16 protein-coding genes are annotated in these 14,834 nt (G+C 44.9%); 7 read left to right on the forward strand and 9 right to left on the reverse strand.

The annotated features are described in order from the left end of the window. Positions 1-15: 15 nt before the first annotated feature. From soxA to FD973_RS06780, 6 genes are all read right to left on the reverse strand, one after another. Positions 16-684: a sulfur oxidation c-type cytochrome SoxA gene (gene soxA, locus FD973_RS06755; protein ID WP_215322571.1), complete on the reverse strand. Its 669-nt coding sequence runs from the start codon at positions 682-684 to the stop codon at positions 16-18. 95 nt (positions 685-779) lie between these two features. Next, entirely contained in the window at positions 780-1,109 is a 330-nt protein-coding gene (locus tag FD973_RS06760; RefSeq protein WP_215322572.1) for a thiosulfate oxidation carrier complex protein SoxZ, read from the reverse strand. Then, a complete protein-coding gene (locus FD973_RS06765) occupies positions 1,106-1,573 on the reverse strand; it encodes a SoxY-related AACIE arm protein (protein ID WP_251368736.1) in 468 nt (155 codons plus the stop codon). The genes FD973_RS06760 and FD973_RS06765 overlap by 4 nt, the downstream gene beginning before the upstream one ends. 16 nt (positions 1,574-1,589) lie before the next feature. Next, entirely contained in the window at positions 1,590-2,036 is a 447-nt protein-coding gene (gene soxX / locus FD973_RS06770; protein ID WP_215322574.1) for a sulfur oxidation c-type cytochrome SoxX, read from the reverse strand. A 28-nt stretch (positions 2,037-2,064) separates the two neighbouring features. Further along, positions 2,065-4,281 carry a xanthine dehydrogenase family protein molybdopterin-binding subunit gene (locus tag FD973_RS06775; RefSeq protein WP_215322575.1) on the reverse strand — a complete coding sequence of 739 codons (2,217 nt, stop codon included), beginning with the start codon at positions 4,279-4,281 and terminating at the stop codon, positions 2,065-2,067. A 10-nt stretch (positions 4,282-4,291) separates the two neighbouring features. After that, complete coding sequence (locus tag FD973_RS06780) at positions 4,292-4,741, reverse strand: (2Fe-2S)-binding protein (protein WP_215322576.1); 450 nt, start codon at positions 4,739-4,741, stop codon at positions 4,292-4,294. Positions 4,742-4,867: 126 nt separating this feature from the next. Between FD973_RS06780 and FD973_RS06785 the strand changes: the two genes are divergently transcribed. The 7 genes from FD973_RS06785 to FD973_RS06815 are packed head-to-tail and all read left to right on the forward strand — an operon-like array spanning position 4,868 to position 11,956. Further along, the gene (locus FD973_RS06785; RefSeq protein ID WP_251368737.1) at positions 4,868-5,215 is read left to right on the forward strand and encodes a CidA/LrgA family protein; all 348 of its coding nucleotides are present in this window, start codon (positions 4,868-4,870) and stop codon (positions 5,213-5,215) included. After that, entirely contained in the window at positions 5,208-5,936 is a 729-nt protein-coding gene (locus tag FD973_RS06790) for an LrgB family protein (RefSeq protein ID WP_215322578.1), read from the forward strand. The genes FD973_RS06785 and FD973_RS06790 overlap by 8 nt, the downstream gene beginning before the upstream one ends. Positions 5,937-5,979: 43 nt before the next feature. Continuing rightward, positions 5,980-7,143, forward strand: a complete 1,164-nt coding sequence (locus FD973_RS06795; protein ID WP_215322579.1) for a M20 family metallopeptidase — start codon at positions 5,980-5,982, stop codon at positions 7,141-7,143. Further along, the gene (locus FD973_RS06800; protein WP_251368738.1) at positions 7,140-8,501 is read left to right on the forward strand and encodes an aspartate aminotransferase family protein; all 1,362 of its coding nucleotides are present in this window, start codon (positions 7,140-7,142) and stop codon (positions 8,499-8,501) included. The genes FD973_RS06795 and FD973_RS06800 overlap by 4 nt, the downstream gene beginning before the upstream one ends. A gap of 2 nt (positions 8,502-8,503) precedes the next feature. After that, positions 8,504-9,769, forward strand: coding sequence for a Zn-dependent hydrolase (locus FD973_RS06805; RefSeq protein WP_251368739.1), 1,266 nt, complete (start codon positions 8,504-8,506; stop codon positions 9,767-9,769). Between the two features lie 14 nt (positions 9,770-9,783). Continuing rightward, on the forward strand, positions 9,784-11,304 hold the full coding sequence (locus FD973_RS06810) for a M81 family metallopeptidase (RefSeq protein WP_251368740.1): 1,521 nt from the start codon (positions 9,784-9,786) through the stop codon (positions 11,302-11,304). 25 nt (positions 11,305-11,329) lie between these two features. Then, on the forward strand, positions 11,330-11,956 hold the full coding sequence (locus FD973_RS06815) for a LysE family translocator (protein ID WP_215322580.1): 627 nt from the start codon (positions 11,330-11,332) through the stop codon (positions 11,954-11,956). On the opposite strand, the gene FD973_RS06820 is transcribed toward FD973_RS06815, so the two are convergent. The 3 genes from FD973_RS06820 to FD973_RS06830 are packed head-to-tail and all read right to left on the reverse strand — an operon-like array spanning position 11,945 to position 14,834. Beyond that, positions 11,945-12,928, reverse strand: coding sequence for an ABC transporter ATP-binding protein (locus FD973_RS06820; protein ID WP_215322581.1), 984 nt, complete (start codon positions 12,926-12,928; stop codon positions 11,945-11,947). The genes FD973_RS06815 and FD973_RS06820 overlap by 12 nt on opposite strands. Next, complete coding sequence (locus FD973_RS06825; protein WP_215322582.1) at positions 12,921-13,928, reverse strand: ABC transporter ATP-binding protein; 1,008 nt, start codon at positions 13,926-13,928, stop codon at positions 12,921-12,923. The genes FD973_RS06820 and FD973_RS06825 overlap by 8 nt, the downstream gene beginning before the upstream one ends. Positions 13,929-13,931: 3 nt before the next feature. Then, on the reverse strand, positions 13,932-14,834 hold the full coding sequence (locus tag FD973_RS06830) for an ABC transporter permease (RefSeq protein ID WP_371816855.1): 903 nt from the start codon (positions 14,832-14,834) through the stop codon (positions 13,932-13,934).

Below are 14,834 nucleotides of genomic sequence, written 5' to 3' on the forward strand. Positions count from 1 at the left end.
ATCAATTCTATTATGTTAAGGCCTAACCCCTGGAGATTCTATGGGTAGGCCTCTAGCACGCCACATCAGAAATAACTCCAATTGAGCCATCTCAGGCGAACCATATTCGTATTGCTGCGCTCTAACTCCGCTCATACAATTTCGTAGTCGTCTTTGTAGCGAACCAAGAGTCTGCCACTCCAATCGGTAAATAGGATAGGCGTTGGGATGTCCTTGGGGGATTAGACTTCCCCCCAACTTTAAACCCGCTCTATCTTCATGACATTGTGCACAAGACAAGTTTAGTTGCCCCATACGCTCATTAAATATATTTTTCCCTTTTTGTATATAAGATTTATTCACTGAGCTTTCTCTGATAGCAATCGGCATGCCTTTTGACTGAAAGGCGATGAATGCCGCTAGCGCTAAAAGTTCCTTGCTCTCATAGGCTAATGCTGGAACAGATAAAGCATTGGTGCGACATTGATTAATTTGACCCTCCAGGGTCTGTAACTTGCCGTTTACAACTTTTGGAAATTGAGTCGCCACACCACGCATTGATTTTTTGGCATCCGCATGGCAAGAGTTACACGATTTATTTTGGGGCCCTAGCTTTTGTTGCCACAGCACCTCACCATCACCAACCCAGAACATCGCAGGATTTAACAAGGGATCATCTTGCATCGCCTTATTCTCAGTTGACATCAACTCATAGCTTGATTGTTGAAAAGGCGCTGCCACCCCAATAGAGAAGCAAAATGTTAAACAGATACACCCCAGAGAAAAGAAGGCTCGTTTATTCACGAAACAGTAATGCTAGCCTGATTAACTGCTTCATACCCATTATCTCCAACCCACCTAAACTCAAGCGTGCCAGATTCCACTGCTACGGTAGTAAAGATGATTAAGGGATTAGCTCCAATCCCAGAATAGAAATCCGCTTTGAATACCTCTACACCATTGTAGGTGCATGTGAAAGCTCGTATGATGTCACGCGGTATGAGCTTTCCACCCTCGGTATAACGAAATCCAGACTCCATATCATGCTGCGCGATAGCGCGAATCTCAATAATAGAATCCTTTTTTGCCGTTGCTGGCATGGTGATAGATGTACGGGACGTTTTACTCATACCAACTCCGTACAAGCTGAAAGAGTCACCAAAGTTTCTGCTGATCCCCGCCAAAAACTACCATTGCTCATTTGCGCAATGGCCCAAACCGTTTGACTATCAGCCAAACGAACTCGTGTCGTGATATTCGCAGTACCTGATCGTGGAGTCAGGTAAACGGTAAAAATGTTTGGCAAAGGATTACCTTCAGCGACCACATGAATAGCTTTGACATAATCATTTGCCGTCATTGGACTCTCTACGCTTACCTTCAATACAACTAAATTACCGTTTTCAACAAGCGGTGGAATTACAAGCGTAACGCGCCCATCCTGCACAACTGCCCCGCCGGTAATTTTTTTGATTGCCTCTGCGGCATCTTCTTTTTTAGCAAAGGCCGCTATTGGGTTGAAGCAGATACCCAAAGCCAAGAAACCTAATCCACGGATCTGTCTTAGCCAATCTCGACGGTGCGCTTGAAACATTTTCTTCATCTTATTTTCATTTGCTATTTTGAATATTCATAGTCATTAAGAAAGCAATAACATCTTCTATCTCCTGGCCAGTCAATATAGTTTGTCCCGCAAATTTTGGGGCGACCCGATTTAAATGACTAGTCTGATAGTAGGCTGGCATGATCGTTTGAGGATTAAAGTACGCCGCATTCACAATGCGCGCCCTGAGTTGAGGAGCATCCAAGCGAGCAGCACTGGCTTGTAGGTCAGGCGCCAAATTACCCTGAAAACGCTCTTCAGGAAATGGTCCGCTATGACACAACAAACATAATCCAGTTTGGCGACTGGTAACAATCGCCCTACCGCGAACTGGATTACCTGGTGCAGCAGAGAGAGATTCAACAATGGAGCCTCCCTGAATTACCTGAGCATTTACAGCATCAAGAGAGAGAATTGCCAGCAATGAAACTGCTAAAGCAATTCTCTTTCTCATTGGTAAAAATTCCGCTTTAAGCCAGCTCTTACACCAACTTGATGCCGCTGTTTTTCAAAGGTACTGTACGCAAACGCTTTCCTGTTGCACGATAGAACGCATTAATGACGGCAGGCGCAGCAACCGCAATTGTTGGCTCACCGACGCCACCCCAGTCTTTGCCGCCACCTTGAATGATGATGGTTTCGACTTGAGGCATCTGGTACAGGCGAATGGAGTTAAAGGTGTCAAAGTTCTTTTGAACAACAGCACCTTTTTCAATCGTAATTTCCTCTTCGAATAAAGCAGATAGGCCGTAGACAAAAGAACCGGAAACTTGGCGGGCAACTTGCGCTGGGTTAACAACATAACCTGGATCAGTTGCAGCAACAATACGATGAATTTTCACTTCATTCCCATTTTTAACGGAAATCTCGCAGGCTGCGGCTACATAACTACCAAAAGAACGCATTTGAGCTACACCACGATAGATGCCAGGCGCAGCAGGCTTAGTCCAACCAATACCATCCGCAACCGCATTTAATACAGCAACTGCCCGAGGAAATTCCCTCATGTGCTTGCGACGGAACTCGACCGCATCCATTCCGGTAGCTTCAGCCAACTCATCCATGAATGTTTCAATAAATATCGCATTTTGGTTAACGTTCACACCACGCCAAAATCCTGGTGGCACATGGGTATTACGCATTGCATGATCAATATTTAAATTCGGGAAGCTATAGGTAATACCATGCTCACCCAGTGGCTCAACTCCTTGGAACACCAAGGGATCTTTACCCTTGAATGACTCTACGACAGCAGGGCGAACTGCAGACAAGATCGATTGACCTGATAAACGCATATTGACACCAGTAACATTTTTCTTGTCATCGATAGCAGCAGTCATCTTGCACATCATGACTGGATGGTAACGACCTTGCGTCATATCCTCTTCACGAGTCCAAATTAACTTGATAGGAGTTCCAGGCATCTGTTTAGCAATATTGACTGCTTGTGTCGTGAAATCTTGGAATGCGCCACGGCGACCAAAACCACCACCAAGGTTTACCTTGTAAACATTGCACTTTTCAGCAGGTAGTCCTGAGGCAGCAATCACTGCCGCAAGAGAGGCTTCGCCATCTTGTGTGGGCACCCAGGCTTCACAAGAATCTGGGGTCCACTTCGCGGTAGCTGTTTGCGGCTCCAAGGTAGCGTGATTCAGGAAGGGATAAAAGTACGTCGCTTCAATTGTTTTGGATGCAGAAGAAAGCGCAGATTTAATATCGCCATTTGAATTATGAACAAAGGCATCATTCGCATTTAAACCGTCTTCCAACATTTTTTTAATGGAAGCGCTAGAGACATTGGCATTAGCACCATCATTCCAAATAATGCTGACTTGATCCATGGCGGTTTTTGCCTGCCAGAAAGTTTCTGCTATTACTGCTACCGCAGAATTACCAACTGGGACTACCTTCTTCACGCCTTTCATATTCAGCGCTTTGGACGCATCGTAACTCATCACAGTGCCGCCAAACACAGGAGACTCTTTAATGTTAGCAACCAACATGCCAGGCAACTTCAAGTCAATTGCATAGACTTGTCGGCCAGTCACTTTATCCGCCACACCATCGATACGATCAACTGATTTACCAATCAACTTCCACTCTTTAGGGTCTTTCAAGGGTGGATCTTTAGGCACTTCTAACTGTGATGCAGCAACAGAAACTTTGCCGAAGGTTGTTTTTTTACCTGTAGGCTGATGTGTAATCACGCTATTTTCTGCAACACACTCTGAGGCTGGAACATTCCATTGATTTGCGGCAGCCTGAATGAGCATCATGCGGGCAGCGGCACCACCCTTGCGAACGTACAACTCAGATGTACGAATACCGCGACTACCGCCAGTGGAGTAGCTACCCCATACCTTGTTACGCTTTAAATTTTCAGCAGGAGATGGATAGTCATAAGAAACTTTTTTCCAGTCACACTGCAATTCTTCAGCAACTAATTGCGCTAAACCAGTAATAGTTCCCTGACCCATTTCAGAGCGGACAATGCGCACGATCACATCATCATTGGGCTTAACGACAACCCACACCCCAATCTCAGGAGTTGCCAGTGGCGTCATGGCAGTGGTGCCATTACCGATTGCAGCATTTGCCGTTGATATCAAGGAAAGATCAAAACCAATGGCTAAACCAGCAGCAACAGTGCTAGAACCAATTACAAAATGACGACGGGAGATGTTTGTATTAATAGTCATTGATCTCTCCTTAAGCCTTGCTAGCAGCATGAATCGCTGCACGAACTTGCTGGAAAGTACCGCAACGGCAAATATTGGTGATCGATTCATCAATTTGCGCATCGGTTGGCTTGGGGTTGTTTCTAAGCAATGCTGTTGTAGCCATCACCATGCCTGATTGACAGTAGCCACATTGAGGCACTTGATTATCAACCCAAGCTTTTTGCACCTTGGAGAGTTGACCATTTTTTTCAAGACTTTCAATCGTCTCGATTTTTTGCCCAGCCGCCGCTGAGACTGGTAAGACACAACTGCGTGTAGCCTGTCCATTGAATAAAACGGTGCATGCGCCACATTGACCAACTCCACAACCATACTTGGTTCCGGTGAGGCCAACTTGTTCACGAATTACCCAAAGCAACGGGGTTTGTGGATCAACATCCACTTTGTATTTTTTGCCATTGACATTTAACTCAGTCATGCGTGCTCTCCTAATCAGTTTTTTATTCTTTAAGGGTTTAATTAACCCTATTTATTGTGTGATCATCTTAACCAAGAATTTACTTATTGCGATGCAACATAAATCAAGGCACTGTAATATCAAATCATGATCTACGGACTAGTACAAATCCTTCTCTTTCAGAGCCTTGGCGAACTAGCCTCTAAATTCATTTTGCCCACCCTACCTGGACCTGTAATCGGCCTGATTCTGATGGTGATGTGGCTTATCTTACGTAAAGGCATCAATGCAGAACTCGCCCTAGTTGCCGATGGATTCAGTCAATACCTCGGCCTCCTATTTGTTCCAGCGGCTGTTGGAGTAGTGTTATTTCTTCCCCAATTAAAGGCAAACGCACTAGCCATTGTTAGCGCTCTGATAGGCAGCGTGATTCTAACTATTGCATCGAGCGCATTAGTTGCGCGCTTCTTGAGCCAGAAAGCGCCTCATGACTGAGAAACATTCTATCGTTGAGATTTGGGTCTACCTTTCTGGTAGCCCGCTATTTGCCTTATTCATAACTCTTGCAGCTTATCAAATTGGTCTGAGCATTTATAAAGCCACCCAACAAAACCCACTAGCGAATCCTGTGGCGATAGCGATTTTGATTGTTGCGACAACAATTCAATTAATTGAAATGCCTTACTCAACCTATTTCGAAGGTGCGCAATTCATTCACTTTCTATTGGGGTCAGCAACGGTATCTCTCGCAATCCCCATTTATCGAGGCCTTAGTAGCTTAAAAGGCAGATCCATTCCATTGATTGCCTCGCTCTGCACTGGTGGACTGGTATCGATTATTAGTGCTGTGGGCATAGCTACTCTTCTGGGGGCGGATTCAAGCATTACTGGAGCGATGTACCCCAAATCTGTGACCGCGCCGATTGCCATGGGTATTGCTGAGCGCATTGGCGTGTCCCCTACCCTAACCGCAATCTTCGCAGTAAGCACTGGGATTTTGGGGGCTATTCTTGCGCCCTTTGTGCTCAATGCCCTTGGCATGAAAGCTTGGTGGCAAAGAGGATTTGCGATTGGTATTGGGGCACATGGAATTGGTACCTCACGTGCATTTAGCATTCACCCGGAAGCGGGAACTTATGCCAGCCTTGCAATGGGTATGAATGGCGTTGTAAGCGCAGTTGCCATTCCAGTGCTCTACCATCTATTAAATAAGTGAATTACCATACATTAAATAACAAGAGACAAAATACAAGCATCGAATGAATATTCCAGATCCAGTCAAATTAACGCAAGAATTAATCCGCTTTAATACAATCAATCCCCCCGGTAATGAAGATGAGCTGTGCAATTACCTAAGCGAATTGTTAAAGTCTGCGAATTTCGAATGCCTTAATGTAGACTTTGCCCCAAGACGCAGAAGCATTGTTGCCCGCATACCTGGAGCTAAAAATACTCCTAACATTTGCTTTACCGGACACGTAGACGTTGTTCCACTTGGTGATCGGCAATGGGAACATGAGCCTTTTTCGGGTGTTATTCAGGATGGCAAATTATTTGGTCGCGGCTCTAGCGACATGAAAAGTGGCATTGCCGCTTTTGTCGTAGCTGCTATGAAAACAGCCCATTTAGCAAAAGGTAAAAGCGGAATCAGCATGATTATTACCGCTGGTGAAGAGACTGGCTGCGAAGGTGCTTTCTATATTGCTCAGCAAAAAGAAGTGATTGATTTTATTGGTAAGGTAGGTTGCTTCGTAGTGGCGGAGCCTACTGCTAATGAACCGATTATTGGTCATAAAGGGGCATATTGGCTACGTGCTAAAGCTGAAGGCATTACTGCTCATGGCTCTATGCCTGAGAGAGGTGATAACGCTTTTTACAAACTTGCAAAAGGTGCACTCTTACTTGAGAAGTTTCAATTTGACACCCCGCCCCACGACCTCATGGGCCAAGGCACATTGAACGTAGGCACTGCTAAGGCAGGATTAAATATTAATTCTGTACCAGATGCGGCAGAAATGACCTTAGATATTCGTTCGGTGCCAGGACAGAGTCACAAACATATTTTTGGCTGCCTCTGCAAAACACTTGGTCCGAATATTAAATTGGAAACCATCATGGATGTTGAGGGAATTTATACCCCACCGGATCATCCCTGGATTCAAACGGTCTTTGCATTTTGCGAAGAAATCAATGGCGTTAAGCCTGTTCCAAAGTCGATCTCTTACTTTACGGATGCATCTGCGCTAAAAGGTTTGATTGGTGAGCCCCCAACTGTAGTGTTAGGTCCTGGTCAACCAGAAATGGCGCATCAAACGAATGAGTTTTGCTTTACAGACAAAATTATCCAAGCTACAGCCTTGTTTGAGAGGCTTATCATAGATTGGCAGAACAATAAATCACATGAAGAGGCAAATGCAAAATGAAAATTGAGAACACTCCATTTAAAGAAATGGACGCCGATACTTATGTAACCAATATGGATGCCTATTGGCTTCCGTACACACCCAATCGTTACTTTAAAAATAAACCCAAAATTATGGTTGCCGCCAAAGGGGTTTATTACACCGATGACCATGGACGTAAATTATTTGATGGCGCTTCTGGGCTGTGGACATCCCCTCTCGGTCATGGTGATCCACGCATTATTGATGCAATTCAAAAGCAATATCACAAAATGGATTATGTTCCAGCCTTTCAGATGGCAGGACCAGAAACATTTCGCCTTGCAGAAAGGATCGTCAAGTACGCGCCTTCTGGTTTAAATAAAGTATTTTTCGTTAACTCTGGATCTGAGGCAGTAGACACTTCACTAAAGATAGCGCTTGCTTATCATCGCGCAAAAGGTGAAGCTAGCCGCACTCGCTTCATCGGCAGAGAGCGCGCTTATCACGGTGGATGCGTTGGTGGAATTTCTGTTGGCGGCATCCCAACAAATCGCAAATCATTTGGTTCAATGATGATGCTAGGAGTAGACCATCTACCGCATACCTTAAATTTATCGCAAATGGCTTTCTCTAAAGGGATGCCAACTTGGGGCGCACATCTTGCAGATGAATTAGAGCGAATTGTTTTATTGCATGATGCAAGCAATATTGCAGCAGTTATTCTTGAGCCCGTTCAAGGCTCGACCGGCGTGATCGTGCCACCAGTCGGCTACTTACAAAAAATTCGGGAAATCTGCGACAAACACGGCATCCTACTCATTTTTGACGAAGTCATTACAGGCTTTGGACGCTTAGCCGCCAATTTTGGAGCAGATCGTTTTGGCGTTAAACCTGACATGATCACGTTTGCAAAGGCAATTACGAATGGCGTTATCCCAATGGGTGGCGTGATTGTTCGTGAAGATATTTACAACACTATTGTTGGAGCAGGTGGCCAAGAACAATTAATTGAATTTTTCCATGGATTTACTTACTCAGGACATCCAATTGCTACAGCTGCAGCAAATGCATGCCTAGATATTTTTGAATCTGATGGAATCATAGAAAAGACAAAGACATTAGAGAAGATATTTGAAGACGGCGTACATTCTTATAAAGGAATGCCAGGCATATTGGATATTCGCAACTGCGGCTTGGCTGCAGGGCTTGATTTAGAGCCGATCGCTGGTAAACCTGGCTTGCGCGGCATGCAAGTTTTAGAAAGCTGTATTGAGAATGGAATCTTAGTGCGCATTACCGGTGACACCATTGCAATGGGACCTCCATTTGTCGCCACACCAACTGAGCTTGAATCCTTTATTGACACCTTTGGCAAAGTTTTAAAGAAAGCCTTCTAATTGTGGCAAGCAATGATGCAGTACAGATTGCTAAACAGCTTCGTGTAGATGGCGGTCGACTCTACTCTTCCTTATTAGAGCTGGCTCAAATTGGGGCTACCCCTAAAGGCGGAGTGTGCCGACTTGCCCTGACTGATTTAGATAAGCAAGGTCGTCAATGGGTAATCAATAAGGCGCTTAGCTTGGGTCTCACGATAGTAACTGACCAAATTGGCAATACCTTTATGCGCCGTGAAGGCAAAAAACCTCACTTGGCACCCATCATGACTGGTAGTCATATAGATACCCAACCTACCGGCGGTAAATATGATGGGAACTACGGTGTACTAGCAGGTTTAGAAGTCATCGAAACGCTTAACGATCATCAAATTGAAACTGAGGCGCCCATTGAGGTTGTTTTCTGGACCAATGAAGAAGGTTCACGCTTTACACCTGTAATGATGGGGTCTGGAGTTTTTTCCGGGGCAATCAGCCAAGAACTTGCTTATACATCCAAAGATATTGATGGCAAAAATGTTAAAGATGAGCTTACTCGTATTGGTTTTTTAGGAACACAAAAACCTGGCGATCATCCCTGTGGAGCTTACTTTGAAGCCCACATAGAACAAGGACCCATACTTGAATATCAAGATAAAGTTATTGGTGTAGTACCGGCAGTGATGGGTCTACGTTGGTTTGATTGCACTGTTCAGGGTTTTGAGGCGCATGCTGGTCCAACCCCAATGGAAATTCGGGATGATGCTCTACAAAATTCCCTCCGCATCATGCAAAAAGTTGTTGATGTTGCCAACCAATATGCGCCTCATGGAAGAGGCACTGTCGGCATGGTGCAAGTCTTTCCGAATAGTAGAAATGTTATCCCAGGTAGAGTGCAGTTCTCGATTGATATTCGCCATACAGACGCCAGTACATTGGATCAGATGACTGTTGATCTTAAAGAATGTATTAAAGATATCGCGACCGAGAAGTCAATCAAGATCGACTTAAAGGAGGTATCGTATTTTCCTCCCTGCAATTTTGACGAGGGTTGTATTCAGACTATTCGTCAAGCAGCGCAAGATTTGGGATATTCGCATATGGATGTGGTTTCTGGCGCTGGACATGATGCCATTTATATGAAAAGTATTGCTCCGACTGGAATGATCTTCATACCCTGCAAGGATGGAGTTAGCCACAATGAAATTGAAGATGCAAAAGCAGATCATTTGGAAGCTGGCGCAAATGTACTGCTTCAATCTATCCTTGCTTACGCTAAACGATCTAACTAATTTACTGGCTTTTGATGACTGATAAAAAAATTGGTGGCAAATGGGTTATTGCGCGCTTTCAGCATGAGACCAATACCTTCTCACCTATTGCCACAACACTAGAATCTTTCAACCCCCTCTGGGGCGCAGCCGCCTATCAAGATCAAGAAAACGCCAGAACGGCAATGGGTGCATTTATTGATATCGCCAAAGAAGAAAACGTAGAGATTGTTACCCCCGTTTGCGCATTCTCCAATCCAAGCGGTACGGTCTGCGCTAAAGCTTATCAACGTATTTGCGATAGCATCGTCTCGGCGGTTGAGCAAGGGTGCGATGCCATCCTCTTAGATCTTCATGGGGCCATGGTCTCCGAAATCGCTGTAGATGGTGAAGGCGATTTACTGCGACGAATTAAATCGATTGCTCCCAATACTCCAATTGCAGTAGCGCTTGATTTACATGGAAACGTTACTCCAGCCATGATTGCAAATAGTGATGTTATGGTGAGTTTTAAAACATATCCACATATTGATATGTATGAAACTGGTTTGCATGCAGGCAATTTATTGCGGGATTGCCTCAAAGGAAAAACCAAGCCACTTTTAGTCTATCGACAGATTCCCCTCCTTTCTCATACCCTGAGAAGCAATACTAACGAAGGGGCAATGAAAGCAGTGGTTGAAGCAGCCATTGCAATGGAATCTAAACCAGGCATCTTAGGCATCTCAATCATGGCTGGCTTTAGTTTGGCGGATTTTAAGGATGCTGGCATGTCTGTCATCGTCGTTGCCGATAAAAGTAACCCTTCTTTTATTGCCGCAGCAAATGAAGTGGCCGACAAACTACAAGCAATGATTTTGGGTCGCGCAGATGGATTCATTTATGCAAGCACGCCACTAGAGCTCTCTTTAAAAAATGCTGCAGAGATGGCCAATACACCTGAACCTGGGCCGATATTACTGCTTGACCATAGCGATAATGTGATGTCTGGTGGCTCTTGCGATACAACTGACATACTCGAGGCAGCATTAAATTATGGCTTGAAGAACATGGCCGCAGGCCCTATAGCTGACCCATCAACAGTACAGCAACTGGTCGCCATCGGAATTGATCAAGAGGTAACAATTGAACTAGGAAATAAATCTGGCTGGACTTATCGAGGAGTAAGCAAGCCGCCTCTCAAATTGACAGGCTCTGTAAAAGCAATCAGCGACGGCAAGATTAAAGTAACTGGTCCTATCTTTAATGGGTCAATATTAAATATGGGTCCGAGCGTACTATTTAAAACGCAAGAGGCTGAGATTGTGATCAGCTCTGAAAGAGTCGAGCCATATGATATTGCGGTAATGACAGATTTAGGCATAGATTTAACCAGTAAATCCTATGTGTTACTTAAGTCTCGCATGTACTGTCGACCTGTGTTCTTTCCGCTGAGCAAGGGCTTTGTTGAATGCGACTCTGATCAGGGCGGCCCCACTAGCTCAAACTATGACTGGTTTGATATTAAGCATATTAGGCGCCCCATATTCCCTTTGGATGTCATGACTACACCATAATCAACCATCACAATTACACATCCTGATGGTCTCTATTTTTAATACCCAAGAGCTGATTGCACTGATCATCTTTTGCGCAGCAATGAGCTTCTCACCTGGCCCCAATACCATGTTGACAACAGCTATCGCCGCAAATGAGGGATTTCGTCGCGCTATTCCTTTTACCTTATCAGTACCTTTTGGCTGGCTACTCATCATGCTGGCATGTGGATTGGGCTTAGGCGCATTGGTTACCGAAATACCTAGCTTAAGGCTTGCCATTAAATTAATGGGCTGCGCTTATTTGATTTGGCTCGCATTTAAACTTTGCCAAAACAAAAAACTGCAAGAAATTTATTCAGCACCACTTAATATGACCTTCTTCAAAGGCATAGCTTTACAGTTTTTAAACATTAAGGTGTGGTTATTGGCAATTTCAGTAACTGGCTCTTGGATTCTGTACTCTGGTGGTCAACCTAGCTCCAATCCAAGCTCAAGACTGGTATTTGCTTGCGCAATAGTGATGTTCTTTGCCTTTACGAGCAATCTGACTTATGCAATCGCAGGTTCCCTTTTCAGAGAATGGCTAGGAACGGGTCGACGCCTACAGATCTTTAACTACCTACTGGCTTTTTTATTAATAGCCACCGCTTTATGGACTTTAAGTATTTAACTTAAAGTGGCACGCCACAAAATGACCAGGCAAAACCTCCTCTAAACGAGGCTCCTCAACTTTGCAGCGCTCTTGAGCATAGATACAACGCGTATGAAAATGACAGCCATTAGGCCGATTGATAGGACTTGGAACATCACCGCCCAAAACAATCTGTTTGCGCTGCTTGGTAGGATCTGGAATAGGCACTGCAGATAGCAGGGCCTCGGTGTAAGGATGAGATGGGCGATTAAATAGCTCTGCAGTTTCGGCCAACTCTACAATTCGACCTAAATACATTACTGCGATTCTGTGGCTGATGTGCTTAACCACTGCCAGATCGTGAGCAATAAATAAGTAAGAAACGCCAATTTCCTTTTGGAGATCGCCCAATAAGTTAATGACCTGCGCTTGAACAGACACATCTAATGCTGAAACAGGCTCATCACACATAATCAACTTAGGTCTAACCGATAAGGCTCTAGCAATACCCAAGCGCTGCCGCTGTCCACCAGAAAACTCATGGGGGTAACGCAACATCTGATCAGGGCGTAACCCCACCAATGCAAATAATTCTTTTACACGTTCACGACCTTCGGCCTGCGTCAGGTTCTCAAAATTTCTGAGAGGTTCTGAAACAATATCGGCAGCTCGCATGCGCGGATTGAGCGAGGAGTATGGATCCTGAAAGACTGCTTGTATCTCTTTACGAAACGGTCGCATTTCAGCACGAGAAAGCTGATCTATACGCTGCCCATCCCAAATGATTTCACCAGCAGTCGGATCCATTAAACGCAGAATGGTTCGGCCAACGGTCGATTTTCCGCAACCACTCTCCCCCACCAAACCCAATGTCTCACCTTCATAGATGGAAAAACTAACCCCATCAACTGCATAAACATTAGCGGTTACCTTACCCAATATACCCTTGCGGATGGGATAGTGCTTACATAAGTTTTTCAGCTCTAAGAGCACTTTTTTATTCTTACTCATGTTTGGCCTCTACTGCTGAGACTGGATTCCAGCACGCTGCCCAGTGATCATTGCCATAATTTTTTAGAACTGGAGACTCTAGAGAGCAGCGTTCTGTCGCTGCCGAACAGCGTGGCGCAAAAGCGCATCCCTGTATCTCAGTCTTCATCGAAGGAACCATGCCAGGAATTTCTACCAAACGCTTAGAGCCCTCTTCATCCAAACGCGGCATCGAATTCAAGAGTCCCAATGTATAGGGATGCAATGGATTTGCGAATAAATCAAATACGCTTGCTTCTTCCACCTTGCGTCCCGCATACATCACCACTACACGTTGGGCCATTTCAGCCACAACACCTAGGTCATGGGTAATTAAGATGATCGCTGCACGTGTACGATCTCGCAACTCACGCATGAGGTTCAAAATCTGCGCCTGAATAGTAACATCCAAAGCAGTAGTCGGCTCATCCGCAATCAATATCTCGGGATCACAGGCTAGCGCCATGGCAATCATGATGCGTTGACGCATGCCACCAGAAAGCTGATGGGGATACTCATCGATACGTCTCTCTGGCTCGGGAATATTCACTAACCTTAATAGTTCCAATATTCGAATGCGAGCCTCATCTTTAGTGCAATGGCGATGTAGCTCAAGAACTTCACTAATTTGCCTGCCTATAGTCAGCACCGGATTAAGGGAAGTCATAGGCTCTTGAAAGATCATTGAAATCTTATCGCCACGTATATCGCGCATTTCTGCATCTGAAAGTGACAGCAGATCTTTGCCGTGGAAAAGAATCGAACCCGAAACAATTTTTCCCGGAGGCGATGGAATGAGTCGCAACAAAGATAATGAAGTAACACTCTTACCGCACCCCGATTCTCCAACAATTGCCAATGTTTCACCCTCGGAAATCGAGAATGAGACACCATCTACTGAACGTACTACACCATCACGCGTATAAAAATAAGTGCGCAGATCTTTTACTTCTAGAATTGATTTTCCAGTGCTCTGACTCATTGCTTACATCCTCCTAGAAAGTCGAGGATCTAATGCATCACGCAAACCATCGCCCAAATAATTGACTGCCAGCACAGTAGCCGATAGAAAAATCGATGGGAACAAAATGAGGTAACCAGCAATCTGGAACAAGCTCCTAGACTCAGCCATGATATTTCCCCAGCTTGGAATATTAGGTGGTGTTCCAGCCCCAATAAACGAAAGAATAGCTTCGGTAATCATTGCTGAGGCGCAAATATACGTTGCCTGCACTAGCAAAGGTGCGGCAATATTCGGCAAGATATGACGCACTAAAGTTTTTAGCAACGGAGTACCAGATGCAGCTGCAGCTTCTACGTATGGTTGTTCGCGCAATCCCAATACAAGACTTCGCACTAGACGGACCACTCGCGGAACCTCTGCCAAAGTAATTGCGATGATGACGTTTTCAATGCTCGCTTTGGTCAAGGCCATCAAGGCAATAGCAAGCAATATTGAGGGAATCGACATTAATCCATCCATAATGCGCATCACAATGGCATCTAACCAGCGCACAAACCCGGTAATCAGCCCGATAGATAGACCAATGACTGTACTTAATATCGCTACAGCAATTCCGACGGTTAGAGACACTCGTGCACCATACATGACACGGCTATAAACATCCCTACCCAAGGCGTCGGTGCCAAACCAATGATCCCAACTGGGTGGCTTGAGGCGATCTAATGGCGCCACTGCCTGAGGGTCAACAGTCCATAGGAAAGGAGCAAAGATTGCGATAAATCCCATTAAAAGAAGAATGCCTGCACCTATTACTGCAAATGGATAACGCTTAGATAATGCCGGTAATTGCGTTCTCAAAAAAAACTGCACCCTCGAAGAACATCCAAGCTGATCGGCAACATTCATAGTGGTTTTAGCAGTCAT

This window comes from Polynucleobacter sp. MWH-Braz-FAM2G (assembly GCF_018687635.1).
Taxonomy (GTDB): Bacteria; Pseudomonadota; Gammaproteobacteria; order Burkholderiales; family Burkholderiaceae; genus Polynucleobacter.

What these genes read in the sequence shown, in the direction of transcription:
- soxA (WP_215322571.1), bottom strand. Translation starts at nt 684, where the DNA reads ATGTCAACTGAGAATAAGGCGATGCAAGATGATCCCTTGTTAAATCCT.
- FD973_RS06760 (WP_215322572.1), bottom strand. Translation starts at nt 1,109, where the DNA reads ATGAGTAAAACGTCCCGTACATCTATCACCATGCCAGCAACGGCAAAA.
- FD973_RS06765 (WP_251368736.1), bottom strand. Translation starts at nt 1,573, where the DNA reads ATGTTTCAAGCGCACCGTCGAGATTGGCTAAGACAGATCCGTGGATTA.
- soxX (WP_215322574.1), bottom strand. Translation starts at nt 2,036, where the DNA reads ATGAGAAAGAGAATTGCTTTAGCAGTTTCATTGCTGGCAATTCTCTCT.
- FD973_RS06775 (WP_215322575.1), bottom strand. Translation starts at nt 4,281, where the DNA reads ATGACTATTAATACAAACATCTCCCGTCGTCATTTTGTAATTGGTTCT.
- FD973_RS06780 (WP_215322576.1), bottom strand. Translation starts at nt 4,741, where the DNA reads ATGACTGAGTTAAATGTCAATGGCAAAAAATACAAAGTGGATGTTGAT.
- FD973_RS06785 (WP_251368737.1), top strand. Translation starts at nt 4,868, where the DNA reads ATGATCTACGGACTAGTACAAATCCTTCTCTTTCAGAGCCTTGGCGAA.
- FD973_RS06790 (WP_215322578.1), top strand. Translation starts at nt 5,208, where the DNA reads ATGACTGAGAAACATTCTATCGTTGAGATTTGGGTCTACCTTTCTGGT.
- FD973_RS06795 (WP_215322579.1), top strand. Translation starts at nt 5,980, where the DNA reads ATGAATATTCCAGATCCAGTCAAATTAACGCAAGAATTAATCCGCTTT.
- FD973_RS06800 (WP_251368738.1), top strand. Translation starts at nt 7,140, where the DNA reads ATGAAAATTGAGAACACTCCATTTAAAGAAATGGACGCCGATACTTAT.
- FD973_RS06810 (WP_251368740.1), top strand. Translation starts at nt 9,784, where the DNA reads ATGACTGATAAAAAAATTGGTGGCAAATGGGTTATTGCGCGCTTTCAG.
- FD973_RS06815 (WP_215322580.1), top strand. Translation starts at nt 11,330, where the DNA reads ATGGTCTCTATTTTTAATACCCAAGAGCTGATTGCACTGATCATCTTT.
- FD973_RS06820 (WP_215322581.1), bottom strand. Translation starts at nt 12,928, where the DNA reads ATGAGTAAGAATAAAAAAGTGCTCTTAGAGCTGAAAAACTTATGTAAG.
- FD973_RS06825 (WP_215322582.1), bottom strand. Translation starts at nt 13,928, where the DNA reads ATGAGTCAGAGCACTGGAAAATCAATTCTAGAAGTAAAAGATCTGCGC.
- FD973_RS06830 (WP_371816855.1), bottom strand. Translation starts at nt 14,834, where the DNA reads ATGACTGCTAAAACCACTATGAATGTTGCCGATCAGCTTGGATGTTCT.